The sequence below is a fragment of the Acidisoma sp. C75 genome, assembly GCF_054665095.1.
In genome coordinates this window covers 170,881-196,848 of sequence record NZ_BAAFHD010000005.1, presented here as the reverse complement: position 1 = coordinate 196,848, position 25,968 = coordinate 170,881, and the positions used below count along the sequence as shown (strand labels likewise).

General features: G+C 68.6%; 23 protein-coding genes, 1 tRNA gene and 1 pseudogene. 16 read left to right on the top strand and 9 right to left on the bottom strand.

All coding sequences use genetic code 11. From position 1 onward, the window contains the following. The first annotated feature begins 39 nt into the window (after positions 1 to 39). Positions 40 to 1,503, top strand: coding sequence for a mannose-1-phosphate guanylyltransferase/mannose-6-phosphate isomerase (locus ACYQ7X_RS08850; protein WP_459696698.1), 1,464 nt, complete (start codon positions 40 to 42; stop codon positions 1,501 to 1,503). A 6-nt stretch (positions 1,504 to 1,509) separates the two neighbouring features. Here ACYQ7X_RS08850 and ACYQ7X_RS08845 read toward each other — a convergent pair whose 3' ends face one another. Beyond that, positions 1,510 to 2,883, bottom strand: a complete 1,374-nt coding sequence (locus tag ACYQ7X_RS08845; protein WP_459696606.1) for a chloride channel protein — start codon at positions 2,881 to 2,883, stop codon at positions 1,510 to 1,512. 94 nt (positions 2,884 to 2,977) lie between these two features. Further along, positions 2,978 to 3,499 (bottom strand): single-stranded DNA-binding protein, encoded by a 522-nt coding sequence (ssb, locus tag ACYQ7X_RS08840; RefSeq protein ID WP_459696604.1) that lies wholly within the window; start codon positions 3,497 to 3,499, stop codon positions 2,978 to 2,980. A gap of 225 nt (positions 3,500 to 3,724) precedes the next feature. Here ssb and uvrA point away from each other — a divergent pair, with 225 nt between their 5' ends. From uvrA to ACYQ7X_RS08815, 5 genes are all read left to right on the top strand, one after another. Further along, positions 3,725 to 6,622, top strand: a complete 2,898-nt coding sequence (gene uvrA / locus ACYQ7X_RS08835; protein ID WP_459696603.1) for an excinuclease ABC subunit UvrA — start codon at positions 3,725 to 3,727, stop codon at positions 6,620 to 6,622. A 220-nt stretch (positions 6,623 to 6,842) separates the two neighbouring features. Then, on the top strand, positions 6,843 to 7,277 hold the full coding sequence (locus ACYQ7X_RS08830) for a CBS domain-containing protein (RefSeq protein ID WP_459696602.1): 435 nt from the start codon (positions 6,843 to 6,845) through the stop codon (positions 7,275 to 7,277). After that, on the top strand, positions 7,277 to 7,978 hold the full coding sequence (locus ACYQ7X_RS08825; RefSeq protein ID WP_459696601.1) for an SDR family NAD(P)-dependent oxidoreductase: 702 nt from the start codon (positions 7,277 to 7,279) through the stop codon (positions 7,976 to 7,978). Before ACYQ7X_RS08830 ends, ACYQ7X_RS08825 begins: the two co-directional genes overlap by 1 nt. 198 nt (positions 7,979 to 8,176) lie before the next feature. Continuing rightward, a complete protein-coding gene (locus ACYQ7X_RS08820; protein WP_459696600.1) occupies positions 8,177 to 8,632 on the top strand; it encodes a hypothetical protein in 456 nt (151 codons plus the stop codon). 34 nt (positions 8,633 to 8,666) lie between these two features. Next, complete coding sequence (locus ACYQ7X_RS08815; RefSeq protein ID WP_459696599.1) at positions 8,667 to 9,545, top strand: YdcF family protein; 879 nt, start codon at positions 8,667 to 8,669, stop codon at positions 9,543 to 9,545. 65 nt (positions 9,546 to 9,610) lie between these two features. On the opposite strand, the pseudogene ACYQ7X_RS08810 reads toward ACYQ7X_RS08815, so the two are convergent. Then, a pseudogene (locus tag ACYQ7X_RS08810) lies at positions 9,611 to 10,048 on the bottom strand (M23 family metallopeptidase); the annotation flags it as partial. A gap of 195 nt (positions 10,049 to 10,243) precedes the next feature. On the opposite strand from ACYQ7X_RS08810, the gene ACYQ7X_RS08805 reads away from it, so the two are divergent. Next, positions 10,244 to 10,861 carry an OmpW/AlkL family protein gene (locus tag ACYQ7X_RS08805; protein ID WP_459696598.1) on the top strand — a complete coding sequence of 206 codons (618 nt, stop codon included), beginning with the start codon at positions 10,244 to 10,246 and terminating at the stop codon, positions 10,859 to 10,861. Between the two features lie 90 nt (positions 10,862 to 10,951). After that, complete coding sequence (locus tag ACYQ7X_RS08800) at positions 10,952 to 11,929, top strand: NAD(P)H-dependent glycerol-3-phosphate dehydrogenase (RefSeq protein WP_459696596.1); 978 nt, start codon at positions 10,952 to 10,954, stop codon at positions 11,927 to 11,929. A gap of 55 nt (positions 11,930 to 11,984) precedes the next feature. Here ACYQ7X_RS08800 and ACYQ7X_RS08795 read toward each other — a convergent pair whose 3' ends face one another. Further along, positions 11,985 to 12,464 carry an Lrp/AsnC family transcriptional regulator gene (locus tag ACYQ7X_RS08795; protein WP_459696595.1) on the bottom strand — a complete coding sequence of 160 codons (480 nt, stop codon included), beginning with the start codon at positions 12,462 to 12,464 and terminating at the stop codon, positions 11,985 to 11,987. 171 nt (positions 12,465 to 12,635) lie between these two features. Here ACYQ7X_RS08795 and trxB point away from each other — a divergent pair, with 171 nt between their 5' ends. From trxB to ACYQ7X_RS08765, 6 genes are all read left to right on the top strand, one after another. Next, on the top strand, positions 12,636 to 13,604 hold the full coding sequence (gene trxB / locus ACYQ7X_RS08790) for a thioredoxin-disulfide reductase (RefSeq protein WP_459696594.1): 969 nt from the start codon (positions 12,636 to 12,638) through the stop codon (positions 13,602 to 13,604). Between the two features lie 69 nt (positions 13,605 to 13,673). Next, complete coding sequence (locus ACYQ7X_RS08785; protein ID WP_459696593.1) at positions 13,674 to 14,558, top strand: LysR family transcriptional regulator; 885 nt, start codon at positions 13,674 to 13,676, stop codon at positions 14,556 to 14,558. 300 nt (positions 14,559 to 14,858) lie between these two features. Beyond that, positions 14,859 to 15,533, top strand: coding sequence for an endonuclease III (gene nth, locus ACYQ7X_RS08780; RefSeq protein WP_459696697.1), 675 nt, complete (start codon positions 14,859 to 14,861; stop codon positions 15,531 to 15,533). Positions 15,534 to 15,578: 45 nt separating this feature from the next. Next, entirely contained in the window at positions 15,579 to 16,670 is a 1,092-nt protein-coding gene (mnmA, locus tag ACYQ7X_RS08775) for a tRNA 2-thiouridine(34) synthase MnmA (protein ID WP_459696591.1), read from the top strand. A gap of 36 nt (positions 16,671 to 16,706) precedes the next feature. Further along, positions 16,707 to 17,564, top strand: a complete 858-nt coding sequence (locus ACYQ7X_RS08770) for a phosphodiesterase (protein WP_459696590.1) — start codon at positions 16,707 to 16,709, stop codon at positions 17,562 to 17,564. A gap of 66 nt (positions 17,565 to 17,630) precedes the next feature. Further along, a tRNA-Met gene (locus ACYQ7X_RS08765) sits at positions 17,631 to 17,705 on the top strand. 168 nt (positions 17,706 to 17,873) lie between these two features. On the opposite strand, the gene ACYQ7X_RS08760 is transcribed toward ACYQ7X_RS08765, so the two are convergent. From ACYQ7X_RS08760 to ACYQ7X_RS08750, 3 genes are all read right to left on the bottom strand, one after another. Then, on the bottom strand, positions 17,874 to 18,341 hold the full coding sequence (locus tag ACYQ7X_RS08760) for a hypothetical protein (protein WP_459696589.1): 468 nt from the start codon (positions 18,339 to 18,341) through the stop codon (positions 17,874 to 17,876). Positions 18,342 to 18,488: 147 nt separating this feature from the next. Further along, on the bottom strand, positions 18,489 to 19,580 hold the full coding sequence (locus ACYQ7X_RS08755) for a lactonase family protein (RefSeq protein WP_459696588.1): 1,092 nt from the start codon (positions 19,578 to 19,580) through the stop codon (positions 18,489 to 18,491). 98 nt (positions 19,581 to 19,678) lie between these two features. After that, a complete protein-coding gene (locus ACYQ7X_RS08750) occupies positions 19,679 to 20,155 on the bottom strand; it encodes an Lrp/AsnC family transcriptional regulator (protein WP_459696587.1) in 477 nt (158 codons plus the stop codon). An 82-nt stretch (positions 20,156 to 20,237) separates the two neighbouring features. Here ACYQ7X_RS08750 and ACYQ7X_RS08745 point away from each other — a divergent pair, with 82 nt between their 5' ends. Then, positions 20,238 to 22,631, top strand: a complete 2,394-nt coding sequence (locus ACYQ7X_RS08745; RefSeq protein ID WP_459696586.1) for a transketolase — start codon at positions 20,238 to 20,240, stop codon at positions 22,629 to 22,631. 52 nt (positions 22,632 to 22,683) lie between these two features. Here the strand turns inward: ACYQ7X_RS08745 and ACYQ7X_RS08740 are convergent, their stop codons facing one another. Both ACYQ7X_RS08740 and ACYQ7X_RS08735 read right to left on the bottom strand, forming a co-directional pair. Further along, positions 22,684 to 23,709, bottom strand: a complete 1,026-nt coding sequence (locus ACYQ7X_RS08740; RefSeq protein ID WP_459696585.1) for a hypothetical protein — start codon at positions 23,707 to 23,709, stop codon at positions 22,684 to 22,686. Beyond that, positions 23,706 to 24,995 (bottom strand): ADP-dependent glucokinase/phosphofructokinase, encoded by a 1,290-nt coding sequence (locus ACYQ7X_RS08735; protein WP_459696584.1) that lies wholly within the window; start codon positions 24,993 to 24,995, stop codon positions 23,706 to 23,708. The genes ACYQ7X_RS08740 and ACYQ7X_RS08735 overlap by 4 nt, the downstream gene beginning before the upstream one ends. A gap of 153 nt (positions 24,996 to 25,148) precedes the next feature. Between ACYQ7X_RS08735 and ACYQ7X_RS08730 the strand changes: the two genes are divergently transcribed. Further along, a complete protein-coding gene (locus tag ACYQ7X_RS08730) occupies positions 25,149 to 25,967 on the top strand; it encodes a DeoR/GlpR family DNA-binding transcription regulator (RefSeq protein WP_459696583.1) in 819 nt (272 codons plus the stop codon). Position 25,968: the final 1 nt, after the last annotated feature.

The following is a 25,968-nucleotide window of genomic DNA, read 5'->3' as shown; positions in this document are numbered from 1 at the left end:
TGTGAGCAAGGCCCGATGCAGACCAAGGAAGCCTGGATGATGAGCCCCGATATCACCGCCGACCTCGCCCGCCCGGCGGCTGCTGCGCCGACGATCGTGCCCGTCATCCTCTCGGGCGGCTCGGGCACGCGGCTCTGGCCGGTGTCGCGCGAAAGCTTCCCGAAGCAGTTCTGGCCGCTCGCCTCCGATCAGCCGCTGATCGCCGATACCGCGCGCCGCACTTTCGGGGGTAAGTTCGCCCCGCCTCTCGTCGTCTGTAACGAGGCGCATCGCTTCATCGTCGCCGAGCAGCTGCGCGATGCCGGCATCGGCGGCGCGCGCATCCTGCTCGAACCCGTGGGCCGCAACAGCGCGCCTGCCATCACGGCGGCGGCCCTCGTCCTCGCCGAGGAGGATCCGCAGGCGGTGATCTGCATGATGGCGGCCGATGCCGCGATCCCGGATGCGGCGGCGCTCCGCCGCGCGCTGCTCACGGCGGCGCGCGTGGCGCAAAGCGGCCGGGTGGTGACGCTCGGCATGCGGCCGACCCGGCCGGAGACCGGCTTCGGTTATATCGAGATGGGCGCCCCGCTGGCCGAGGCGCCGGAGGCTCATCTCCTCACCCGCTTCATCGAAAAGCCGGATGCGGAGCTTGCTGCCGCGCTTATTGCAAGTGGCCGCTGCCTGTGGAATTCCGGCATCTTCGTCTTTACCGTGGCGACGCTCCTGGAAGAATTGCAGGCACATGCGCCGGAGGTGCTGAGAGCCGCGCGGGGCGCGGTGGATGCCCGCACCACCGATCTCGATTTCATCCGCCTCGGGCGCGAGGAATTCGTGGCCTGCCCCAATATCAGCCTCGATTACGCGGTGGCCGAGCGCACCACCCGCGCCGCTGTGGTGCCGGTGGATTTCGCCTGGTCCGATGTCGGCAGCTGGAACGCGCTTTGGGATCTCGGCGAGAAGGATGCCGCCGGCAATGTCGCGATCGGCGATACCGTGCTGGAGGATGCGCGCAACTGCTACGTGCGGAGCGACGGGATCCTGGCGACTGTCCTCGGCCTCGAGGATGTGGTGCTGGTGGTGACGGAGGATGCCGTCCTCGCGGCGCATCGGGATCGTTCGCAGGATGTGAAGAAGATCGTGGAGCGGCTGCGCGCCGCCGGTCGGCCGGAAGCCGCCAACCACAATATCTGCTACCGCCCCTGGGGGCATTACGAGGTGCTTATCCTGGGCGAGCGCTTCCAGGTGAAGCGCATCGTGGTCAAGCCGGGCGAGAAGCTCTCGCTGCAAAGCCACTACCACCGCGCCGAGCATTGGGTGGTGGTGGAAGGCACCGCGATCGTGACGCGCGACGAGGACGAACTCCTGGTCCGGGAGAATGAGAGCATTTACCTGCCGCTCGGCTGCAAGCACCGCCTCTACAACCCCGGGCGAATCCCGCTGACGCTGATCGAGGTGCAGTCCGGCTCCTATCTCGGGGAGGATGATATCGTCCGCTTCCAGGATACCTACGGGCGGAGCTGAAGCAGGTTAATCCGCCCCGGGCCTCGTCACCGAGACCGTCGCGATCTCTCCCGCGGCGGCGCGGCTGGCGGCCAGCGTATCCCTGAGGAAGCGCCGCGCCAGACTGCCATAGAGCGGCCGCCGGCAAACGAGGCGGGAGGTTGCGAAGCCCAGCATCGCGGTCGCCATGATCGGGATCGTCATCTGCTGATTGGCCGTCATCTCCAGCACGATGACGAAGGCGGTGATCGGCGCCTGCACCACGCCCGCGAAATAGCCGACCATGCCGAGCAGGACGATGGCCCGCGCCGGGCTATGCGGGAAGAACTGCGCAAGCCAGCTGCCAAGCGAGGCGCCGACCGAGAGCGAGGGGGCGAAGATGCCGCCCGGGATGCCGCTCAGATAGGAAAAGACGGTGGCGAGGAATTTGAGAATGAAGAAGGTAACCGGCAGCCGCGCATCGCCCTCCACCAGCGCGCGCGCCTGCAGATAGCCGGTGCCATAGGTCACGCCGTGGGAGACGAGGCCGATCAGCGCGATCATCAGGCCGCAGAAGGCGGCGAAGGCGATGGGATGCGTCTTGACGAGGCGGCCCGCTTTCCCTGGCAGCCCGCGCGCCATCAGAATGAGGATCTGGCTGAAGCCGCCGCCCAGCGCGCCGCCGATGACGCCGCAGAAGATCACCGCCATCCACCCGCTGCCGAGCGGCAGGCCCACCGATGTCACGCCGAAATAGGTATAATCCCCGCTGAGCGCCAAGGTCGCGATACCACCGAGGATGACGGCCGTCAGCACCATGCCGCTGGTGCGGCTCTCGAAATTATGGCTGAGTTCCTCAATCGCGAAGACGATACCGGCGAGGGGCGTGTTGAAGGCCGCCGCCACCCCGGCGGCACCGCCGGCGAGCACGAGGCCGCGCTGCGTTTCCGCCCGCGGCAGCCGCAGCAGCTGGCCGAGCGCCTGCATGATGGAGGCGCCGATCTGCACCGTCGGCCCCTCGCGCCCGATCGAGGCGCCGCAGGCGAGGCCGAGCAAGGTGAGCAGGAGCTTCCCGAGCGCGATGCGCAGGCCCAGCGCCTTCTGGATGAGGCGCGAATCCGTCATCTCCAGCGCCGCCATCACTTGCGGGATGCCGCTGCCCTGCGCGCCCGGGAAGATCGTGCGGGTGAGATAGACGGAGAGTGCCAGGCCCAGCGGCGCAATGACCAGCACCGCCCAAGGGCGCCCCGTGGTCGCCGCCTCGAAGAGGGTCTGCGCGCCGTCCGCCAGCCGCGCGAAACCGATGGCGACCAGCGCGACGATGACCGCCCCCGCCCAGAAAGCGATGCGCCGCGCCCAGAGACGCGGCGAGGTCAGCGGCAGTTGTCGCCAGAAGCGGAGGAGGCGCCGATCAAGTCTCATGCGAATACCAAAGCGGGATCGGCAGCAAGCGCGGCCAGCCGCGCCGCGTCAACGCCGCCGCCTGCCGCCCTGGCATGACCCGGGAGTGGGCCGGTCAGAAGGGAATTTCGTCGTCCAGATCGCCGCCGCGACCGGGGCCGCTATCCCAGCCGCCCGCGCCGCCGCCCGCACCGCCGGGGCCACGCGCAGGCGCTGCCCGTTCCCGCCCGCCGCCACCGCCACTGAAGCCGCGATCACCGCCGCCCATGCCGGCGCCTTCGCCCGAGGCACGGTCGAGCAGCACCATCTCGGCGCCGATGCGGCCGAGCATGACTTCCGTGGTGTAGCGGTCGGCGCCGGATTGGTCGGTCCATTTACGGGTCTGCAGCTTGCCTTCCAGATAGACCTTGCTGCCCTTGCGCAGATAGCGCTCGGCGATATCGGCCAGCCGGTCGTTCATGATGACGACGCTATGCCACTCGGTGCGCTCCTGGCGCTCCCCGCTCGCCTTGTCGTTCCAGCTTTCCGAGGTCGCGATTCGCAGATTGACGATCTTCATGCCGGACTGGGTGTTGCGCACCTCCGGGTCTTTGCCGAGGTTGCCCACCAGGGTCACCTTGTTCACACTGCCTGCCATCTTGCGGTCTCCGTCGGCACTTATCGAAAAGCGCCAAGCCTAGACCAGATCCTGGCCGGCAGCCAGCGCTCGGCCGACCCGCACCTTGCGCCGCAGCGCGAAAAGGTCATCTACGGCATCAGCGCTCGACGCCGTGCGGCAAGTGCGATACGTGAACAAGTCACGAACACATCCTGAGCAGTTCCTTCCCCGAGCGATCCTCCCCTTGAGCATTTGGTCCTGAGAGTGGCACAGAAACCTTCCGGCGCCTCGATCACCGTGCGCGGCGCGCGCGAGCACAACCTCAAAAACGTCGATGTGGTGATCCCGCGCGACAGCCTGGTGGTGATCACCGGGCTCTCGGGCTCGGGCAAATCCTCGCTTGCCTTCGACACGATCTATGCCGAGGGCCAGCGCCGCTATGTCGAAAGCCTCTCCTCCTACGCCCGGCAGTTCCTCGAACTCATGGGCAAGCCGGATGTGGACAGTATCGAGGGCCTCTCCCCCGCCATCTCGATCGAACAGAAGACGACGAGCCGCAATCCACGCTCGACCGTCGGTACCGTTACTGAAGTCCACGACTATATGCGCCTGCTCTGGGCGCGCGCCGGCATCCCCTATTCGCCCGCGACCGGCCTGCCGATCGAGGCGCAGACGGTGAGCCAGATGGTGGACCGGGTGATGGCGATGCCGGAGGGCACGCGCCTGCTGCTGCTCGCCCCCGTGGTGCGGGACCGCAAGGGCGAATACCGCAAGGAGTTGGCCGAACTGCAGCGCCGCGGCTTCACCCGCGTGAAGGTGGACGGCACGCTCTACGAGATCGGCGAGGTGCCGAACCTCAACCGCAAGCTCAAGCACGATATCGAGGCGGTGGTGGATCGCATCGTCGTCCGATCGGGGATCGAGCCGCGTCTCGCCGACAGTTTCGAGACCGCGATCGCCCTCGCCGACGGCATCGCCTATGCCGAGCCGCCGGACGCGCCGGCGGATGGCTCGGGCCGCATCACCTTCTCCTCCCGCTTCGCCTGCCCGGTCAGCGGCTTTACGATCGAGGAGATCGAGCCGCGGCTGTTCAGCTTCAACTCGCCACACGGCGCCTGCCCTGCCTGCGACGGCCTCGGCGTCGAGACCTTCTTCGACCCTGCCCTTGTCGTGCCGGATGAGCGGCGTCCGCTCAATGCCGGCGCCATCGGCCCCTGGGCGAATAGCCAGACGCCCTATTACGACCAGACGCTGCAGGGCCTCGCCCGCCACTTCAAGGTCAAGATGACGACACCTTGGGGCGAGCTGCCGGCGCGGGTGCAGGAGGCCATTCTCAACGGCACGGGCAATGAGCCGGTGGAGATCACCTATAAGGACGGCGTCCGCGCTTATGCGGTGACGAAGCCTTTCGAGGGGGTGCTGAAGAACCTCGCCCGCCGCTGGAAGGAGACGGATAGCGCCTGGGTGCGGGAGGAGCTTTCCCGCTACCAGGCCGAGAAGCCCTGCGTCGTCTGCCATGGCGCGCGCCTCAAGCCGGAGGCGCTGGCGGTGCGCGTGGCGGGATCGACCATCGCCGCGGCTTCCGAGCTTGCCATCCGCGATGCGCTGCCCTGGTTCGAGGGCGTCGAGAGCCAACTCACCCCGCAGCGGCAGGAAATCGCGCGGCGCATCCTGCGCGAGATCGTCGACCGCCTCCGCTTCCTCATGGATGTCGGGCTCGACTACCTCACCCTCTCGCGCGGCTCGACCACGCTATCGGGCGGCGAGAGCCAGCGCATCCGGCTGGCGAGCCAGATCGGCTCCGGCCTTACCGGCGTGCTCTATGTGCTGGACGAGCCCTCCATCGGCCTGCACCAGCGGGATAATGAGCGGCTGCTCGGCACGCTCCGCCGGCTCAAGGCGCTCGGCAATACCGTGCTGGTGGTGGAGCATGACGAGGATGCGATCCGTGCCGCCGATCATGTGATCGACATGGGGCCGGCCGCCGGGGTGAATGGCGGGCGGGTGATCGCCGAAGGCACGCCCGCGGAAGTCGCGGCCCATCCCGGCTCGATCACCGGCGCCTATCTCTCCGGCCGGCGGCGGATCGAGGTGCCGGAAAAGCGCCGCCCGATCGATCCGGCGCGCATGCTGCGGCTGATCGGCGCCACCGGCAACAACCTCAAGGCGGTGACGGCCGAGATCCCCTTGGGCACCTTCACCTGCGTCACCGGGGTCTCGGGCGGCGGCAAATCGACCTTGGTGATCGACACGCTCTACAAGGCCGTCTCCCGCCGGCTGATGGGCTCGGGCGAGGTGCCGGCGCCTTACGAGAAGATCGAAGGGCTCGACCTGCTCGACAAGATCATCGACATTGACCAGTCGCCCATCGGCCGCACGCCGCGCTCCAACCCCGCGACCTATACCGATCTCTTCACCCCGATCCGGGACTGGTTCGCCGAAATGCCGGAAAGCCGGGCGCGCGGCTACAAGGCCGGGCGCTTCAGCTTCAACGTCAAGGGCGGGCGCTGCGAGGCCTGCTCAGGCGATGGCGTGCTCAAGATCGAGATGCACTTCCTGCCGGATGTCTTCGTCACCTGCGATGTCTGCAAGGGGAAGCGCTACAATCGCGAGACGCTGGAGGTGAAGTTCCGCGACAAGTCGATCGCCGATGTGCTGGATATGAGCGTCGAGGAAGCGATCCCCTTCTTCTCCGCCGTGCCGCGCATCCATGACCGGCTGAGCCTGCTCGCCCAGGTGGGCCTGGGCTATGTCAAGCTCGGCCAGCAGGCGACGACGCTTTCCGGCGGCGAGGCGCAGCGCATCAAGCTCGCCAAGGAACTCGCCCGCCGTGCGACGGGGCGGACCATCTATATCCTGGACGAGCCGACCACCGGCCTGCATTTCGAGGATGTGCGGAAACTGCTCGAAGTGCTGCACGCCCTCGTCGATCAGGGCAATACGGTCGTCGTCATCGAGCATAACCTCGAAGTCATCAAAACCGCCGACTGGATTCTCGACCTCGGGCCGGAAGGCGGCGATGGCGGCGGGCGGATCGTCGCCGAAGGCCGGCCGGAGGAGATCGCTGCCCATCCGGCGAGCCATACGGGGCGGTTCCTGGCGCCCTTGCTGAAGGAGACGATGGCGGCCGAAAAGCCCCGCGCCCGCCGCCGCCGTGCCTGAGGGGGCGGCGCTTCCGGCCGGGCGGGTTTGCGGCTACCGGCGGAGGAGGCGCGCTCCTCGCGTCACGCTGCAGCTGCGAGATACGCGCGAAACTCGCGGGTGTTCCCCCAGAAACGCGGTTTTGCCGGCGCTCTTCGGGGTCCATATCTGAGGCGCACCCGTTCGGATGCCGCGCCGCCGCAGCTCGCGGCGACGGTCTTTTCCACTCAGGGAGTTAGCCATGACCATTCAGGAGATCCTCCAGCAGAAGGGCGAGCCCGCGGTGCTCGTGCGGCCGACGGAATCGGTGCTTTCCGTGGTCCGCATGCTGCATGAGCGTGGCATCAGCGCCGTCATCGTGGAGGATGATCACCTGCGCCCGGCCGCGATCTTCACCGAGCGCGATTTCACCGAGGCCGCCGCGAAATATGGCGCGGCCGCGCTTTCCATGCCGGTCGGGCCGCTGGCCTCGGCGCCGCTCGTCACCTGCCGGCCGGATGACCGGATCGATGCCGCCCTCTCCGCCATGTCGCTCGCCCATGTCCGCCATCTGCCGGTGATGTCGGACGGCACGCTGCACGGCATGATCAGCATGGTCGATCTCGTCCGCCAGCGGCTGAAGGACAAGGAATTCGAGGCGCAGGTGCTGCTCGATCTGGCGCGCCGGCACGCCTGATGGCCGCAATCCCGTATCGCACCGCGCTCATCATCGGGGCCGGGCCCGGCATCAGCGCCGAGGTCGCGCGCGGGCTGGCGGCAGCCGGCCTCGCCGTCGGCCTCGCGGCCCGCAACAGCGCGAAGCTCGCCGCCCTCGCGGCGGAGACGGGCGGCCGTGCCTTCGCGGCAGATGCCGCCGATCCTGCTTCCATGGCCGCCCTGTTCGCGGCGATGGAGGAGAGCCTCGGGCCGCCCGAGGTGGTGATCTACAATGCGAGCGCGCGGGTGCGGGGGCCGCTCGCCGAGCTCGACGCCGCGGCCGTGAGGGACGCCATCGCCGTCTCGGCCTTCGGCGGGTTTCTCGCCGTTCAGCAGGCGGCGCGGCGGATGCTGCCCAAGGCCCAGGGCGCCATCCTGCTGACCGGCGCTTCGGCGAGCGTCAAAGGCTATGCCCAGTCCGCCGCCTTCGCCATGGGCAAATTCGCGCTGCGCGGCCTCGCGCAGAGCGCGGCGCGCGAACTGGGGCCGCAGGGCATCCATGTCGCCCATATCGTCATCGACGGCGCGGTGCGGAGTGCCGCGCGGCCGGATCCGGCCGAGGCGCCGGATAGCACGCTCGATCCGGCGGCGATCGCGCAGACCTATCTCGATCTCCTGCGCCAGCCGCGCAATGCCTGGTCGCTGGAGGTCGAGCTTCGCCCTTGGGTAGAACGCTTCTAGCCCGGCGCCTTTGCCCGGCCGTTCCGGATCGCGCCCGCAGCGCCATGACAAGACGGCTCGCCTGGCCGAAGCTGAGGATCAGGGCGGCCCGGATGGCCGCTTCCCGCACGGCCTAACAGGACGGTAATCCTTCGTTGCGTTGTTCGCGCGAAAGCCAGGAAGTAGCGTGCGGCGCGCAACCATCAGGAGGCTCGCCCCATGCTCCATCCGCGCCGACCCCGCCCGGCCCTCGGCCTCGGCACGCTCGCCGCCGCCGCCCTCGCCCTCACCTCGCTCGCCGCCGCGCCGCCTGCCAAGGCGCAGAACGCCTGCGGCGTTCCGCCCTCGGGCCTCGTCCGCCTCTGGGCGGGGATCGGCTGCCAGGGACAGTCGATCGACTTCCGGGCGAGCAGCCTCGTTCCCGCCTTCCCGGCCTTCTCGATCTCGAACGGCACCGGGCGTTGGATCGAGGTGTCCGACACGCCGGACCCGGCGGGCGCGAACCATAGCCTCTTCATCCAGAACGGCTGCTACTACCCCGATCTCAGCGCCTTTCAGTGGGGCGGCGGGCGCAGCTGGGTCGGCCATATCCGCGCGATCGAGGTCTTGCCGAGCGGCACCACGCCGGAAAGCGTGCCGGGCGGCGGGGACCGGGTGATCGGCCGCTGCCGGTGAGGGGCAGCGGCCCGCCGGCGGCGCGCGGCCAGGCGTGACGATCCTGGCGCTGTTCTACGTCTCCAAGCTGCTTTGGCTGGTGTTCGAGCCGAGCGTGCTTTTGCTCATCCTCGGCTGCGCCGGGCTCGGCCTGGTGCTCTCGGCGCGGCGCGGCGGCGCGCGCGCGCCAGGCGGAACGGCGCGCGGCCCCCAGGCTGAACGGCGCGCCGCATGGGGCCTCGGCTGCATCTCCCTCACGCTCGGGGCCTATGCCGCGATCGCCCTGCTGCCGATCGGCTCAGCGCTGCTGCAACCGCTCGAAAACCGCTTCCCCCCGGTGCGCCGCTTACCCGCCGATGTCACCGGCATCATCGTGCTGGGCGGCGCGGTCGATACCGCGATCTCGGCCGCGCGCGGCATGCCCTCACTCAACAGCGCGGCCGAGCGGATGACGAGCCTGCTCTACCTCGCCCGGGCCTATCCCCAGGCACGGCTCGCCTTCACCGGCGGCAATGGCCGCTTGCTGCATGGCACGATGACGGAGGCCGACGTCGCCCGCGCATTCTTTACCCAGCAGGGGCTGGATCAGCGCCGCATCGTCTATGAAAGCCGCTCTCGCACCACCTACGAGAATGCCCTCTTCCTCAAGCAGCGGCTCGGGCCGAAGCCGGGGCAGACCTGGCTGCTCGTCACCTCCGCCTGGCACATGCCGCGGGCCGTCGGGCTGTTCCGCCATGCCGGCTGGGACGTGCTGCCCTATCCGGTGGGCTACAAGACAATGCCGGGCCTCTCGCTCGACCTTGGCGCCACCTTCCCCGACCGGCTGGCGATGACCGATCTGGCGGCGCATGAATGGCTCGGCCTCTTCGCCTGTTGGCTCATGGGCCGCACCAGCGCGCTGTTCCCTGCCCCGCACGGCAGAACGCCGAGATAGGGCGCGGGGTCCACCCGGCGACCGTCGATGATGATCTCGAAATAAAGATGCGTGCCGAGGGTGAGGCCGGTGCGGCCGACGCGGCCGATCCAGCCGCCGGCGGAGAGCTGCCTCTGGCCATCCGCGATGCGCGGCGCGACCATGCCGAGATGGGCGTAGAGAGCCTGGAAGCCTGGGTGCTGGACCAGAACTTCCAGCCCGCCCATGCCCGCGCGGTCGATCCGGATGATGCGCCCGGGCGCCACCGCCAGCACCGGCGCCCCTGCCGCCGCTCGAAGATCGACCCCCCAATGATACCGCCCGGCGACCGGGGCGGCGGCGATGACGCGCGGCCCGAAGGGTGAGGTGACGCAGCCGGGTGACACCGGCTTGCGGAGCGTCGGCGCCGGCCCGGGCGGCGCTGGCGCCGCGGCGAGGGTGGCGGCCGGGCAGCGGCAGATGGCCGCCAGCAGCAGCAGCAGATATGCCGCATTGAGCGAAAACCGCCTAAGATATGCCGCCATGCGCGTGCTTGCCCTCCCCGCGTGAGCGCGCGGCGCCTTTCTCAACCCTGAAGGCCTGCGGCCCCGTCCGGCGGCGAATCCGAACAAGACTAGTCAACAAGGCCCCGATCTGTAAGGTGCTCGAACCGTTTTGAGTGACAGGTGACGATGACCCGATTGCTGAGTCCCCGCGTGATAAGCCTGGCGGCTGCGCTGATGCTGACGATGCCCCCCCTGTGCCATGCCCAGAGCACGGGGGGCGCCGGTGGCTTCCATGCCGGGGATTGGCTGGTCCGGCTGCGCCTCGTCGGCATCATTCCCGATCACGGCGGCACGCCGATCTCGCCGCTCGGCGGCAATTTCGAGAACGACAATCTGGCGACCCCCGAACTCGATCTCAGCCATTTCTTTACGCGGCACCTCGCGATCGAAGGCGAGGTCGGCGTCTTTCGCGAGAATATCCGCGCGCGCAATACCGTCCTCGGCACGCTCCCCGTCGGCACGGTGGAGGCGGCGCCGGTCCTGCTCCTCGGCCAGTTCCACGCTTTGCCGGACAGTCTCATCAACCCCTATATCGGCATCGGCTTCGCCGTCGTGCCCTATTTCGACGCCGAGCCCGCCGGGGGCCTGGTGCAGCAGCTGAGTGTCCAGACGGAAGTGGGGGCGGTGTTTCAGCTCGGCGCGGATCTGCATCTCGGCGGGCCCTGGTTCGCCAATCTCGACGTGAAGAAGCTGGTGCTGCCCGCTGTTGCTTCCGTCAACCACGGGGGGGCGACGTCGAGCGGCCAGGTCAATCCCTGGATCCTCGGCGGCGGCATCGGGTACCGTTTCTAGCGGTCAAGCCGGTCGGAGAGCCCCGCCCTGGACAAGGCAGGGGAGAGCGGGCACCTCCCCGAGCCAGCCTCCACCGCGACGGACCGCATCATGGATAGCGCGCCCTCTCCTCTCCGCCTGCTCATCATGGGCTACGGCGCTTTCGGCCAGGCCCTCGCCCAGGCTTTGCCGGCACGCGGCGATCTGGCGATCGAGGTGTTCCGCCGCCGCCCGCCCGAAGCCACGCCGGCCGCCGCCGCCCCGCCGCCGGGGAGCGCCGCCTTCATCCACGATCTCGGCGCGATCGACCTCGCGCGCTATGGCGCGGTGGTGCTCGCGCTGCCGAGCGGCGCCCTCGCCGCCGTGCTCGACCGATTGCCGCGCCGGCCCTCCGGCCCGGTGATGATCTCCTGCGTCAAGGGCATGGATGCCGAGACGCATGATTTCCCAACCGATCTCGTCGCCCATCATCTGCCGGGCCATCCCGTCGCCATGCTCTCGGGCCCGACCTTCGCGGGCGAGATGCTGGCCGGCCACAAGGTCTGGATGTCACTCGCCTGCCGCGACGCCGCGCGTGGCGCAGCACTCGCCGCGCGCCTCGCCGGGCCGCGGATCGCGATTACCCCGACCGAGGATCTGCGCGGCCTCGAAATCATCGGCGTCGCCAAGAATATCATCGCGATCGGCGCGGGGCTCAGCGAGGGGCTCGGCCTCGGCGAGAATACGCGGGCGAGTTACGTCGCCCGCGGCATCGCGGAATTGCAGCGGCTGCTGCCGCTCCTCGGCGGCGCCGCGGCCACCGTGCTCGCGCCCGGCGGGCTCGGCGATCTCATCCTCACCTGCACCTCCCGCCAATCCCGCAACTACCGCTTCGGCGCCGATCTCGGGGCACGGCTCGCCGCATCCGGGGCGGCCGCCGGGGAGGGTGCGGGCGGGCCGGTGCCGCTCGCCGAAGGCAGCCGCTCAATCACCGCCTTCCTCGCCTTCATCCGCCGCCAGGGCGCGGCTTCGTCCTATTTCGAGGGTCTGGCGGCGGCCATGGCGAATGCCGACAGCATGGCCGAGCGGCTGCTGGCGACGATCGGCTAGAACACATCCCGGGCGGATGGCCATCATCCGCCCGGGCGAAGCTCTGCGCCCGGCCTCAGATCGGCACGCCGGCCAGGCTCTTGCTCGTGCGGATGGTCTGCAGGGTCTGCACGCGGCTGACCTCGGCGAGGCCGGTGAGCCGCTGGGTGAGCAGGTTCTCATGCGCCGCATCGCGCGCCACGAGGCGCAGCAGGAAATCCCCGCCGCCGCGGATCATGTGGCATTCCCGCACCTCCTCCCAGGTGGCGACGGTCTTCTCGAAGCCCGAGAGGATCGCCTCCTTCTGGCTTTCGAGGCCGACGATGGCGAAGAAGGTGATGGTCCAGCCGAGTTGGGCGCCGTCGGTCTCGGCATGGTAGCCGCGGATGAGGCCCGCCTCCTCCAGCCGACGCACGCGCCTCAGGCAGGGCGGGGCCGAGATTCCCGCACGCCGCGCCAGCTCGACATTTGTGATCCTCCCGTCCATTTGAAGTTCTGTCAGGATGCGCCGGTCAATCGCGTCAAATTCCACCGCAGGGTTTGCTTCGGTTTTCATCAGCGGGTCCAAATACTCCAAAGCGCTCCTGATGCGGCTGCGCGCGAAACAATGTTTTAATGGGGCGGCCGCAGCCTCACAACATGGTCTTGGGCCGACTGGCTTTTCCTTGCGCTGCCTTTCACGTCAAAGATATCCTGTTCCCCTTCGAATCGACGGATTGCGTTCATTATGACGATTGGACAACCCATCCCGGTGCTCGTCATCGGGGCCGGCCCGGCCGGCTACACGGCGGCGATCTATGCCGCCCGGGCCGGGCTTTCGCCCGTGCTGGTCGCCGGCCTGCAGCCTGGCGGCCAGCTGACGATCACCACCGATGTCGAAAACTATCCCGGCTTCGCCGATGCCATCCAGGGCCCTTGGCTGATGGAGCAGATGGCCGCCCAGGCCGAACGCATGGGCACGCGCATCGTGCACGACATCATCACCGAGGTCGATCTCTCGCGCCACCCCTTCGTCGCCATCTCCGATTCGAACGAGCGGTTCGAGGCGAACAGCGTCGTCATCGCAACCGGGGCTTCGGCCCGCTGGCTCGAACTTCCCTCCGAACGCGCGTTGCGCGGCGCCGGCGTCTCGGCCTGCGCCACCTGCGACGGGTTCTTCTATCGCGGAAAGAAGGTCGCCGTCATCGGCGGCGGCAATACCGCGGTGGAAGAGGCGCTCTACCTCACCCATCACGCAAGCCATGTCACGCTCATCCATCGGCGGGATTCGCTCCGCGCCGAGCGGATCATGCAGGATCGTCTGTTCAGCAACCCCAAGGTCTCGGTGATCTGGGACCATGTGGTGGATGAGGTGCTGGGCGCGGGCGAGCCGCCGGTGGTGACCGGCCTCCGCCTCAAGCATGTGGCGAACGGGGCGAGCCGGACGCTCGATGTGGACGGCGTCTTCATCGCCATCGGCCATACCCCGAACACGGCCGTCTTCAAGGGCGCGCTCGCGCTCGACGCGGAGGGCTATATCCTGACCGAGCCGGGCACCACCCGCACCTCGGTTCCGGGGGTCTTCGCCGCGGGCGACGTGCAGGACCGGATCTACCGCCAGGCGGTGACGGCCGCGGCCTCGGGCTGCATGGCGGCGCTGGATGCAGAAAAATGGCTCACCCACAGTATTTCGAAAGAAGCCGTAGCGGCCTATTAAGCCAGCCTGAGGTGGTGCGGACGGCCGCGCCACGCGCCAGTTGAACCTGTTGGAATTGGAAACGGCACGATGGATTGGGACAAATTGAGGGTTTTCCACTCGGTGGCGGAAGCGGGCAGCTTCACGCATGCCGGGGACACTCTGAACCTCAGCCAATCTGCCGTTTCCCGTCAGATTTCCGCGCTGGAGGAGGCCTTGCAGGTACCACTCTTCCATCGTCATGCGCGCGGGCTGATTCTCACCGAACAGGGCGAGGCGCTCAACCGCACGGTGCGCGAGGTCTTTGCCAAGCTCGCGATGACGGAAGCGTTGCTGACCGAGAGCAAGGAGAAGCCGGCCGGCCGGCTGAAGGTGACGACGACGGTGGGCTTCGGCTCGATCTGGCTTGCCCCGCGCTGTCAGGCCTTCCTGGAGCAGTATCCGGAAGTCACCATGTCGCTCCTGCTCGATGATGGCGATCTCGACCTCGCCATGCGGGAGGCCGATGTGGCGATCCGCATGCACCCGCCGAAGCAGCCCGATCTCGTCCAGCGGCATCTGATGGATATCCATTGGACGGTCTTCGCTTCCCCCGAATACCTCAAGAAGCACGGCACGCCGCAGGCGCCGGAAGATCTCGACAACCACAAGATCATCCTCTTCGGCGGCTACCGCCCGCCAGTGGATGACATCAACTGGCTGGCCGAAGCCGGCCGCCGGCCGGGCAATCCGCGCCGGGCGGCGCTCGAAATCAACAATCTGCACGGCATGGCGCTCGCCATCCGCTCGGGGCTCGGCATCGGCGTGCTGCCCGATTATCTCGGCCGCGACACCGAGGGGCTGGTCTCCATCCTGCAGGATGTGAAGGCGCCGAAGGTCGATGTCTTCTTCGTCTATCCGGAGGAGTTGCGGAACTCGAAGCGCGTCGCCGTGTTCCGGGATTTCCTGCTCGCCCATATCGCCGAGAAGGCCTGAACGGTCGCCGCCGGTAAGCGGGGCCGCCCAGGCCGGGCCGCGCAGGCCGGGCCGCGCAGGCAGGGTTGACCGGCGCGGCTGAGGTTCAGCCACCCTGGTCTTGGGGGCAAGCGGCTCCGCCCCCCCAAGGATCAGGGGCGGGGCCGTTTTCATGAGGAGGGTGCGGCGCCGGCCGCATCACGCAGAATGGCCAAAGCCGCCGCCCCCACCCGAAAGCCGAAGGCCAAGCCCGCCGCCGAGGCTGCAAGCCCCCAGGCCAAGGCCGAAGGCAAGGCCAAGGCGCCGCCTGCCGCCGCCCGCATGCCGGCCAAGAACGTCCGCCCCTTTCTCGAAGCGCTGGCCAGCCATTGGCCGGAAGCCGCGACCGAACTGCTCTACCGGAACGACTTCACCCTGCTCGTCGCCGTCGTGCTCTCCGCGCAGACGACGGATGCCGCCGTCAACCGCGCGACCGCCCCGCTCTTCCAGGTCGCCGAAACGCCTGCTCAGATGGCGGCCCTCGGAGTCGAGGGGCTCGGCGCCTATATCAAATCCCTCGGCCTCTGGCAGGGCAAGGCCCGCAACGTCATCGCGCTCTCGGAGAAGCTGATCGCCGAACATGGCGGCGCCGTGCCGCGGGAGCGGGCGGCGCTCGAAGCCCTGCCCGGCGTCGGCCGCAAGACGGCGAATGTCGTGCTCAACACGGCGTTCGGCGAGCCGACCATCGCGGTCGATACCCATCTCTTCCGCCTCGGCAACCGCACCGGCCTCGCGCCCGGCAAAACCCCGCGCGCGGTTGAGGATGGGCTGCTGGCGCGCATTCCGGCGGATCTGCTGATGCAGGCGCATCACCGCCTCATCCTGCACGGCCGCTATATCTGCCGCGCCCGCAAGCCCGAATGCTGGCGCTGCAACGCCGCCCCCTTCTGCGGCTTCCGGCCCAAGACCCCGCCGCCCAAGGCGACCCCGCCATCGCGAAACTCCGTGGCGGAGTAAGCGCAACCTCTGTAGAAGACGCCCCATCACAGAGGGTTTCTGACCATGCGCATCGTCGTCGCCATGTCTGGCGGGGTCGATAGCTCCGTGGTGGCCGGGCTGCTTCGGGAAGCCGGCCACGAGGTTATCGGCGTCACGCTTCAGCTTTACGATCATGGCGCCGCCGCCAAGCGGAAGGGCGCCTGCTGCGCCGGGGAGGATATCCACGATGCCCGCCGGGTCGCGGACCGGATCGGCATCCCGCATTACGTGATCGACGCCGAGGCCCGCTTCCGCGCCGCCGTGATGGAGGATTTCGCGGCGAGCTACGCGGCGGGGGAAACGCCCGTCCCCTGCGTCCGCTGCAACCAGAGCGTGAAGTTCGGCGATCTCATCGAGCTCGCCCGCGATCTCGGCGCCGAAGCGATGGCGACCGGCCATTACGTCCGTCGCATCGAAGGCCCGGCGGGGCCGGAACTCCACCGCGCGGTGGACCCGGCGCGGGATCAGAGCTGGTTTCTCTTCGCGACGACGCGCGAGCAGCTGGCCTTCAGCCGCTTCCCCCTCGGCGCCATGCCCAACAAGGCGGCGGTGCGGGCCGAGGCGGCGCGGCTCGGTCTCGATGTCGCGGCCAAGTCGGACAGCCAGGATATCTGCTTCGTGCCGCAGGGCCGCTATACCGAGGTGATCGCCAAGCTGCGGCCGGAAGCGATGGAGCCGGGCGAGATCGTCGATGCCCAGGGCCGCGTGCTCGGCCGGCATGAGGGGATCGCCCGCTTCACCGTCGGCCAGGCGAAGCGCCTCGGCCTCATCCGGCGCGAGGGCGAGGAGGCGCCGGTGGTCACCCGGCTCGATGCCGCGCAGCGGCGCGTGGTGGTCGGCCCGCGGAGCGCGGGCGCGCGCGCGCTCGGTCTGCGCGAGGTCAATTGGCTGAGCCCCTGCCCGCCCGAGGGCTGGCACCTCTCGGTCAAGCTGCGCGCGCGGGCGGAACTCGCCGGCGCCCTGGTGCGGCCGCGGCCCGATGGCGGGGCGGAGGTGCTGCTCGATACGCCGGCCCTGCCCGCACCGGGCCAGGCTTGCGTCTTCTACCAGGGGGAGCGCGTGCTCGGCGGCGGTTTCATCGAAAAGCCCATGGAACTTGAGGCGACTGGCACCTAGGCTCGTCTCCTCCACTGTTGCGGACGCGCCCAGCCCATGCTCATCGCCCATCTCACCGATCTTCACATCCGCCCGCGCGGCGTGCCGGCCGCCCGCGTGGTGGAGACCAATATGCTGGTGGAGCGCGCACTCCGCGCCGTCGCCGCGCTGCGCCCCGCCCCCGATCTCGTGGTGATTTCGGGCGACGTGACGGAATGCGGCCGGCCCGAGGAATACCGCATGGCAGCGGCGCTCTTCGCGCAGCATCTCGCCATGCCCGTCTATGTCGTGCCCGGCAATCACGACCGGCGGGAGAATTTCCGCGAAGGGCTCGGCCATCTCCCCGGCGTGCTGAGCGACCCCGATTTCGTGCAATATGTGGTGGAGGATCAGCCGCTCCGCCTCGTCATGCTCGATTCGGTGGTGCCCGGCGCGGGCTACGGCCTGCTCTGCCCGCAGCGGCTGGCCTTTCTCGACCGCACTCTCGCCGCCGCGCCAGACAAGCCGACGCTGATCGTGATGCATCACCCGCCGATGCTGACGGGCGCGACCGGGATGGACAGCATCTTCCTGCGCAATACGGAGGAACTCGGCGCCCTGCTCGCGCGCCACCGCCAGGTGGAACGCATCCTCACCGGCCATCATCACCGCGCGATCGTGGGACGGCTCGGCCAGGCGATCGTCATCGTCTCCCCGGCCGTGGTGCATCAGTCAGATCTCAACCTGCTGCCGGGGGCGGCCGACCAGCTGGTACTGGAGCCGCCGGCCTATCAGCTGCATCTGCGCCTGCCCGCCGGCGAGATCGTCAGCCATACCGCCTATGTCGAGCGTTTCCCCGGCCCCTACCCTTTCCTCGTCGATGCGGATTATCCCGGCTACACGGCGCGCGAGGCCCATGCCGGCAAGGCGGGTTGACGGGCGGGCGCCCGGGCGCTATCCGCACCCACCACGCGGGCCGAGCGCCCGCGCAGGCGATGGCATGGCGGCGTAGCTCAGCGGTAGAGCAGGGGAATCATAATCCCTTGGTCGGCGGTTCAAATCCGTCCGCCGCTACCATGTCCTTGCGGTCGCGCAGAAACGATAAGCGGCCGCGTGCGTATTCGCTAGTCGGCCCACTCCTATTATCGTGCAATGTACACGGGTTGATACCGGGTATCCAAAAGAGCTCCTTCTCGGCTATCCGCAGCTCCCCTTCTCGGCGATCAGCGCAGATTTGCGCTGTCACTATCGGAACAAGCTTTCGACCCAGTGCATGGGCATATGGTTGAGGCCGGCACGCACCAAATCGCTAGTAGCCGCCTGTAGGGCAATCTGCGGCAGCGTAGCCAAAGCCTTTCTGAGAGCGGACTTTTCCTCGTCTGGGATTTCTGCCTGGTCTATCTTTGCCTCGATCAATTGCCTGATGGTCTCGGAATGCAACTTTACCGTGACCACCCCGAGAATCGCGGAGAGACCTCCGTCTTCTTCAAGGAAATCAAGCCCCCGGGCGGTAATAGTCATCTCCCCTCGATCCGGGGTCGACATTCGACGCATATCCTTGACCGAGCATAAGCCGTGCTCCTCTAAATAGAAGACCTGAGCCGATATAGGGTCCGAATAGAGAAACATTCGGGACTGTGGGTAAGCGCTCCGCATTTTCAGCAACAGGTCGCGCTGCAAATCGCGGTCCATCACGAAACCGGTATTAACCATGTCCGAACTTCCCTCCGCTAGCCAAGCAATGACCGAAAAAGAATTGCCCATGGCAATCTCGGAGCACGGGCCGACGGGTCATATCCAAGCGCTACTTTCAACTTATTGCCTGCGCGCGACCGGAATCCAGCCCTGCAGCCGATCGGGCTAACCGCGCGCCAGGATCGCGATACAGACAGGCGTGTTGACGGCGAAGGTGCTGCCCACAGGTCTCAGCACGCCGCTTTCCTGGTCGATCATGAAAACCAGCAGGCTGTCGCTGTTCTGGTTGGCAGCGAGGAGAAAGCGGCCCGCCGGATCGAGCGTGAAATCCCGCGGGGCGCTGCCCTCGGTGCTCCACCAGCCGATCGCCCGCATCGCGCCCAAGCCCGCGACGAGATCGACGCCGAGGATCGAATCATGCCCCCGATTGGAGGCATAGGCGAAGCGGCCGGACGGATGGATGCGAATCGCCGCGGCGCTCGAGTCGCCCCGCCAATCGGCCGGCAGCGTGCCGAGGCTCCCGGCCCGCGCCGCGCCATCGGGCGTGAGCCGGTAGGCGTCGATCCGGTTGCCAAGCTCGTGCAGCACGAGGAAGCCCGAGCCATCGGGCAGGAAGGCGAGATGGCGGGGAAAGCTGCCAGGCTCGGCCGCCAGCGCCAGATCGGGCGCGGGCGCGAGGCCGCCTTCCTCCAGCGGGTAGCGGAAAATACGATCGAGCCCCGCTTCGCAGACCAGCACATGCCGGCCATCCGGCGTGGGCAACGCCTGGTGCACATGCGGGCCTTCCTGCCGCGCTGCGTTCGGCCCGCTGCCCTGATGGCGAATGACCCTTAGCCCCGCCGCCACCGGCAGGCCCTCGGCATCGAGCGGCAGGCTGACGACGCTGCCATCGCCGTAATTCGACAGGAAGAGGAAGCCTTCCGCCGCGTCGAGGCTCGCATGGCACGGCCCGTCTCCCCCGGCGGGCACGGCGCTGAGGCGGGTGAGCCTGCCGGTGGCAGGATCGAGCGCGAAGGTGACGAGCGCGGCGCCTTCGGCGGCGGAGACTTCCTCGATCGCATAGAGCCGCGTGGCCTGGGCATTGGCGACCACCCAGGTCGGGTTGCGCAGGCCATCCACGGCGCCGCCCGGGGTGATGGCGCCCGTGCGGCTATCGAAGCCGAGCACTTCGACCCCCCTGCCCCGCCCGGCGACATGCGGCAGCCGATCGGTATAGGTGCCGATGATGAGGAGATGGTCAGCGTCGGGGTGGAGCATCGGGCGGGTTCCATGCGCAAGGGGCAGGGCCCGAGTTCGGACGGGATCGGGCGGCGCGTCAATGGGGACGGCGGAGCGCGGGCGGATGCCCGCGCACCCTACAGCGGCAGCACTTCCGACCGTTTGACCTGCCCGAGCGCAAAGCTCGTTTCGATGGAGGCGACGCCGTCGAGCCGGGTCAGCTTGTCCTTGAGGAAGCGCTCGTAGGCCTCCAGATCCTGCACCACGATGCGCATGAGGTAATCGCGCTGCCCGGTCATGAGGTAGCAATCCACCACCTCCGGCCAGCGGGCGACGGCGGCGGCAAAACGATCGAGATCCTCCTCCCGCTGACGTTCGAGCTTGATCGAGGCGAAGGCGCTGATCGGCAGGCCGACCTTCTTCTGGTCGATCACCGCCGTATAGCCCTTGATCACCCCGGCCCCTTCGAGCATGCGCACCCGGCGCGCGCAGGGCGAGGCCGAGAGGCCGCAGCGCGCGGCAATCTCGTTCACCGTCATCCGCCCATCCGCCTGAACGGCGGCGATGATGCGGCGGTCGATCTCGTCCAGGGCGTGCATTTTAGCGATTTTCACCAAAACGCGCCGGAATGCACGCGGAGTTTAGCTCCAATCACCCGGGCCGCGGCCCTAAGCTCGCGCGTAAAGGGGAAACGCCATGCCGCCGCCCGATCCACGCTTGCTCAGCCAGCTCGAACGCAAGGTTCTCTGGCTCGCCACCTGGATGATCCATAACGCCAACCACCTGCGGCCAAACCCGGATCACCTCAAGGTCGGCGGGCATCAGGCCTCCTCCGCCTCGCTATCGACGATCATGACCGCGCTCTATCTCGGCGTGCTGCGGCCAGAAGACCGGGTCGCCGTCAAACCCCATGCGAGCCCGAATTTCCACGCCATCCACTATCTGCTCGGCCGGCAGACGCGCGCCAAGCTCGAAGCCTTCCGGGCCTTCGGCGGCGCGCAATCCTATCCTTCCCGCACCAAGGATACGGATGACGTGGATTTCTCCACGGGCTCGGTCGGCCTCGGCGTCGGGCAGACGCTCTTCGCCGCGCTGGTGCAGGATTACCTGCGCGCCAAGGGCTGGGGCGAGGGCCGGCCGGAAGGGCGGATGATCGCGCTCGTCGGCGATGCCGAACTCGACGAGGGCAATATCTTCGAGGCTTTGCAGGAAGGCTGGAAGCACGGGCTGCGCAACTGCTGGTGGATCGTGGACTACAACCGCCAGAGCCTCGACGGCGTGGTGCATGAGGGGTTGTGGGAAAAATTCGAGACGATGTTCCGCAATTTCGGCTGGGATGTCGTCGTGCTGCGCCATGGCAGCCTGCAGCAGGCGGCCTTTGCCCAGCCGGGCGGTGAAAGCCTGAAGGGCTGGATCCGCGCCTGCCCCAACCCGCTCTATGCGGCGCTCACCTTCCAGGGGGGTGCCGCCTGGCGCAAGCGCCTCTCGGCCGATTTCGCCGGAGACGATGCCGCCCTCAACCTCATCGCCCGGCTGTCGGATGCGGAACTCGCCGCCATCATGGCCAATCTCGGCGGGCATGACATGCCGATGCTGCTGCAAGCCTTCGAACAGGCGCGCGCGCATGATCGCCCCGTCTGCTTCATCGCCTATACCATCAAGGGCTATGGCCTGCCGCTGGCCGGGCACAAGGACAATCATGCCGGCATCCTGACGCCCGAGCAGATGGAGCAGCTGCGCGGCCGGCTCGGCATCCGCCCGGGCCATGAGTGGGACCGGTTCGAGGGGCTGGAGGCGGCGCCCGAGGCGCTGCAAGCCGCGCTCGATACCGCGCCCTTCGCCGGCAGGCCAAGCGGGCGGCAGCCGGCGCCGCGCTACGATCCGCCGGTGATGCCGGCGCTCGCCCCGCAGAAGACGGCCTCCACGCAACAGGGGTTCGGCCTGCTCATGAACGCGCTCGCCCGCGAATCGGCCCCCATTCTGGACCGCATCGTGACGACCTCGCCGGATGTCACCGTCTCGACCAATCTCGGCCCCTGGGTGAACCGGCGCGGGCTCTTCGCGCGGGATAGCGTGGTCGATACCTTCCAGGCGGAGCACATCCTCTCGACCTTCAATTGGAGCTTCTCGCCCGCCGGCCAGCACATGGAGCTCGGCATCGCCGAGATGAACCTCTTCCTGCTGCTCTCGGCGCTCGGCCTGTCGCACGATCTGTTCGGCGAGCGGCTGCTGCCCATCGGCACGCTCTACGATCCCTTCATCGAACGCGGGCTCGATGCGCTGAACTACGCCTGCTACCAGGATGCGCGTTTCATGGTGGTGGCGACGCCTTCGGGGCTGACGCTGGCGCCCGAGGGCGGGGCGCACCAGTCGATCGCGACGCCGCTCATCGGCATGGCGCAGGATGGCTTGCAGAGCTTCGAGCCCGCCTTCGTCGATGAGCTCTCGGCCATTCTCGGCTGGGGTTTCGACTATCTGCAGCGGAACGGCGACGGCACGCCCGATCCGCGCACCTCCCTGCCCGATGGCCGGGGCGGCGCGCTCTACCTGCGGCTCTCCACCCGGATGATCGAGCAACCCGCGCGGGAGATGACGGCGGCGCTGCGGCAGGACATCATCGCTGGCGGCTACTGGCTGCGCCGGCCGGGGCCGAATGCCGAGATCGTGCTCGCCTATACCGGCGCCGTCGCGCCCGAGGCGATCGCCGCGATCGGCATGATGGCGGAGGATCGGCGGGATGTCGGGCTGCTCGCCATCACCTCGGCCGATCGGCTGCATGCCGGCTGGAATGCGGCGAACCGGCGGCGCGAGGCAGGCGAGCGGCAGGCGGGCAGCCATATCGAGCGGCTGATGGCGGCCGTGCCGCGCGATGCCGCGCTCATCACCGTGCAGGATGGCCATCCGGCCGGCCTCGCCTGGCTCGGCGCGGTCAGCGGCCACCGCAGCCGGGCGCTCGGCGTCGAGCATTTCGGGCAATCCGGCACGATCGCCGACCTCTACCGCGAAGCGCGGATCGACGCCGCCGCGATCGTCGCGGCGGCCGAGGCGATCGCCCCCGGCCGCCCCATCCGCCATCTGCGCGCCCTGTAACGCGGGACGGTTCGCCCAGAGCGTTATGCCGCGGGTGCGGGAGGCGATCCGCTCAGGCGGCGAGTGCGGCCTCGGTAATCTCCAGATCGTCGGCGAGGGCGCGGCGCGGATGCACTCCCTCGCGCTCAAGCTCGGCATGGTAGGCGCGGACCGCTTCTTCCGGCTGCACCTCGCCATCCGCGACGCGGCGCATGAAGCGGATGAGGGTGAGCGGCGATTCGGCCAGGTTGATCTTGCGGCCGAAAAGGGCGAGGCGCGCACCCGCCCGCTCGGCCTGGAAGAGCAGTTCGAAGGTATCGCGCGTCGTGCCGGCCCCACCGCCGAGCACGCCGATGACAAGCGAGGGATCATAGGCCGCGAGTTCCGCGATCGCGGCATGGCCGTTGAAGGGGATCTTGAGGAAGCGCGGCCGCTCCGCCTGGGTGAGGCCGGAGAGGCAGCGCAGCAGGCAATCATTGAGGAAGGCCGGGAAATCCTCACGCGCGAGGCCGCGCGGCGCGTTCGGGTTGAAGACTTCGAGGAAGTAAGAGAAGCCGAGCCGCCCGGCCTCCTCGCGGAAGGCGGCGAAAGCCTCCAGCGAGCGCAGATCGGCCTCGAGATCGTTGTTGAAGGTCATCGAATAGAGGCCGAGATCGGTGCCGGTGATCGGCGCCCCGGGCTCGGCCTTGGCCGTGCCGTGCATCACGCGGGGCAGGCTCGCACTGCGGAAGGGGCGGCAGAGCTCCGCCGCATAGCTCGCGCCGCGCACGCCGCCCCAGCAATCCGTCGCGTCATTGGCGCGAATGGCGGGTTTCACCCGGCTCGCCGCATAGGCGCCCTCCTGCTGCAGGATCTCGAGATTGGAGACCGAGGTGAGCATGATATCGACGATATCCTGCCGTAGCACAGCGGTGATCTGGTCGAGATAGTCGCGCCGGGTCTTCCAGCCTGCCCGCTTGCCTTCGGCATCGTAGCGCGGGCCGCCGGTGGTGATGCCGGAACCCATATCGCCATCCTTGGCATCGGCGATGATGAAATCGGCGCGGCGATACTGGCCGGCCTGGATACGGCTGAGCTTTTCGTCGAGGCGGGTGGTCATCGCGGAAACTCCACAAGATCGGGCTGGGAAGATGCAAGGGCGCCGGGGGCTGGCGCCGCGGCGGCGGGCATTGGCGGCTGGCCGAGCACGAGCAGGCAGCCCGCCATGAAGGTATCGCCCAAGCCAAGGGTCGTGCGGGGATGGCGCAGATAGGGGCTCGGGCAGGAGACGATGGACCAGCCCTGGCGCTCTTCCTCGGGCGGCGGCGGCGCGAAGCCTGCCTCTGCCGGCAAGGCCGTGGGGCAAGTGAGCCTGCCGGCGGCGGCACGGCCAGCGGCCAGCAAGCAGCCCATCATCAGGGCGTCCCGCTCCTGCCCAGGGTCTCCCCGCGTCGCGCTGATCGCCCAATCATCCGCATGCACCGTCACCCGATCGAGCCCGAGCGCGGTGCCGAGGCGGATGAGCCCGTCGCTCAGGCGCTCCGGCTCGGGGCTCATCGCGCGGTATTCGGAGAGGCTCATGCCGAGGGAGGTGGCGGCACCCGCCAGGCCCGCTATCGCCTGGTCGCGGCAGGCCGGGCTTTCGTAGCCGGCAAGCTCCAGATGGATGATGCCGATCCCCGCCGCCCGCCAGAGCGCCGCGGCGCGCCGCGCAAGATCGAGCCCCACCTGCAACCGCGCGCCCGAGCCGAGCGCATTGAAGCCGGAGAGCACGCCGCCGCCCGGGCCGCGGCCGGCTTCGAGAAGCTGGGGGCCGAGGCGGAGGAAGGCCGCATCGTCTTCAAGGTCGAAATCGTGAAAGCGCACGATGATGCGGGAGGCGCGCGGCGGCCGCACCCCCCCGAGCGGCGTATCGGCATCATATTCGAACACGTAGACGCGCGGCCGGTCGGCACCCGTGGCGCCGATCTCCGCCGCTCGGCGCGGCGCGGCTTCCGCGATCAGCATAGCGGGGTCGAGCACGGCGAGTTGCTCGGGCGTGCGGTTCCGCAAGGCGAGCAGCGCCGGCGCGCCGAGCAGGGTGAGGAGACGCGCGGCATGCGCCGAGGTGCCGCCAAGCGCCAGATCGAGCGGCAGCTTGGCATCGAGCCAGGCGCCGCCCTCCGGCCAATTGAAGCGGATCTCGCCGCCGATGCCGCTTGCCGCGCGGGCGCGGAGTTCGGCCGCCAGCGCACGCGCCGGCGCCGGCCCGGCGCTCAACACCCGGTCACAGGCATCGTCGAGCCGGGTGAAGGCATCGACGCAGGCGGAGAAGCCGCACAAGGTCCAGCCTGCCGCCGCGGCATAGGGCCGGATCCGTGGGATGAGGGCCTGATAGGCCGCGCGCCATGAAGCCTCTTGCACCATTCCGCCCCTGCGCCGTGGCGCTATGATCGCGACGGCGCTGGCCTTTCCGTCGGCTGCGCATCGCTGCTGTTTTATGCAGCATTTCACGCATTATGCCGCATGGTCAATTGAAAATCTCTGCCCGATCGCGGTAAGTGGAGCAGGGCAACCCGCATGAAGGACGCGACCTTGGCCGATCTCAGCGAAGACGTGCTGCTCCCCGGCTCGCGCCAGCGGCGGGTGGCCGATCTCATGCGCCAGAAAGGCCATGTCACGGTCGCCGAACTCACCGCGCTGTTCGGGGTTTCGCGCGATACCATCCGGCGGGATCTGCAATTGCTGGAACGCCAGGGGCTGCTCACCCGCACCCATGGCGGGGCGCTGGCGGGGGATGGGCTGGTCGCGCGGGAGACGCGCCTGCAATCGCGCATGGCGGAGCAGGCGGGCGCCAAACAGCGCATCGGCCGTGCCGCCGCCGCCCTCATCCGCGAGGGCGAGACGCTGATCCTCAACGGCGGCTCCTCCACCTGCGCCTTCGCCGCGGCCCTTGCGGGCTTGGGCGATCTCACCCTTGTCACCAACAACCTCGTGCTGCCGGCGCTGGTGCCAGCCGGGGTTGCCCGCTCGATCTACGTGCTCGGCGGCGCCTATTGGGAAAGCCCGCAGGTGACGCTCGGGCCGGTCAAGATCAACGGCGCGGCGCGCATCAGCGTCGATACCGCGGTGATCGGCGTAACCGGGCTCGACGAGGATGGCCTCTCGATCAGCCGGCTAGAGGAAGCGCAGGTGACGGCCGAAATGATGGAGGCAGCCCGGCGCACCATCCTGCTGGCGGATAGTTCGAAATTCGGCATCAGCGCCTTCGCGCATGTCGCGCCCCTCGGCCGCATCCATTATCTGGTGACGGATGGGCCGCCGCCGGCCGACCTCGCCGAGGCGCTGGCCGCGGCCGGGGTCGAGATCGTCCTGGCGCCCGCCGCCACCGCTGCATGAT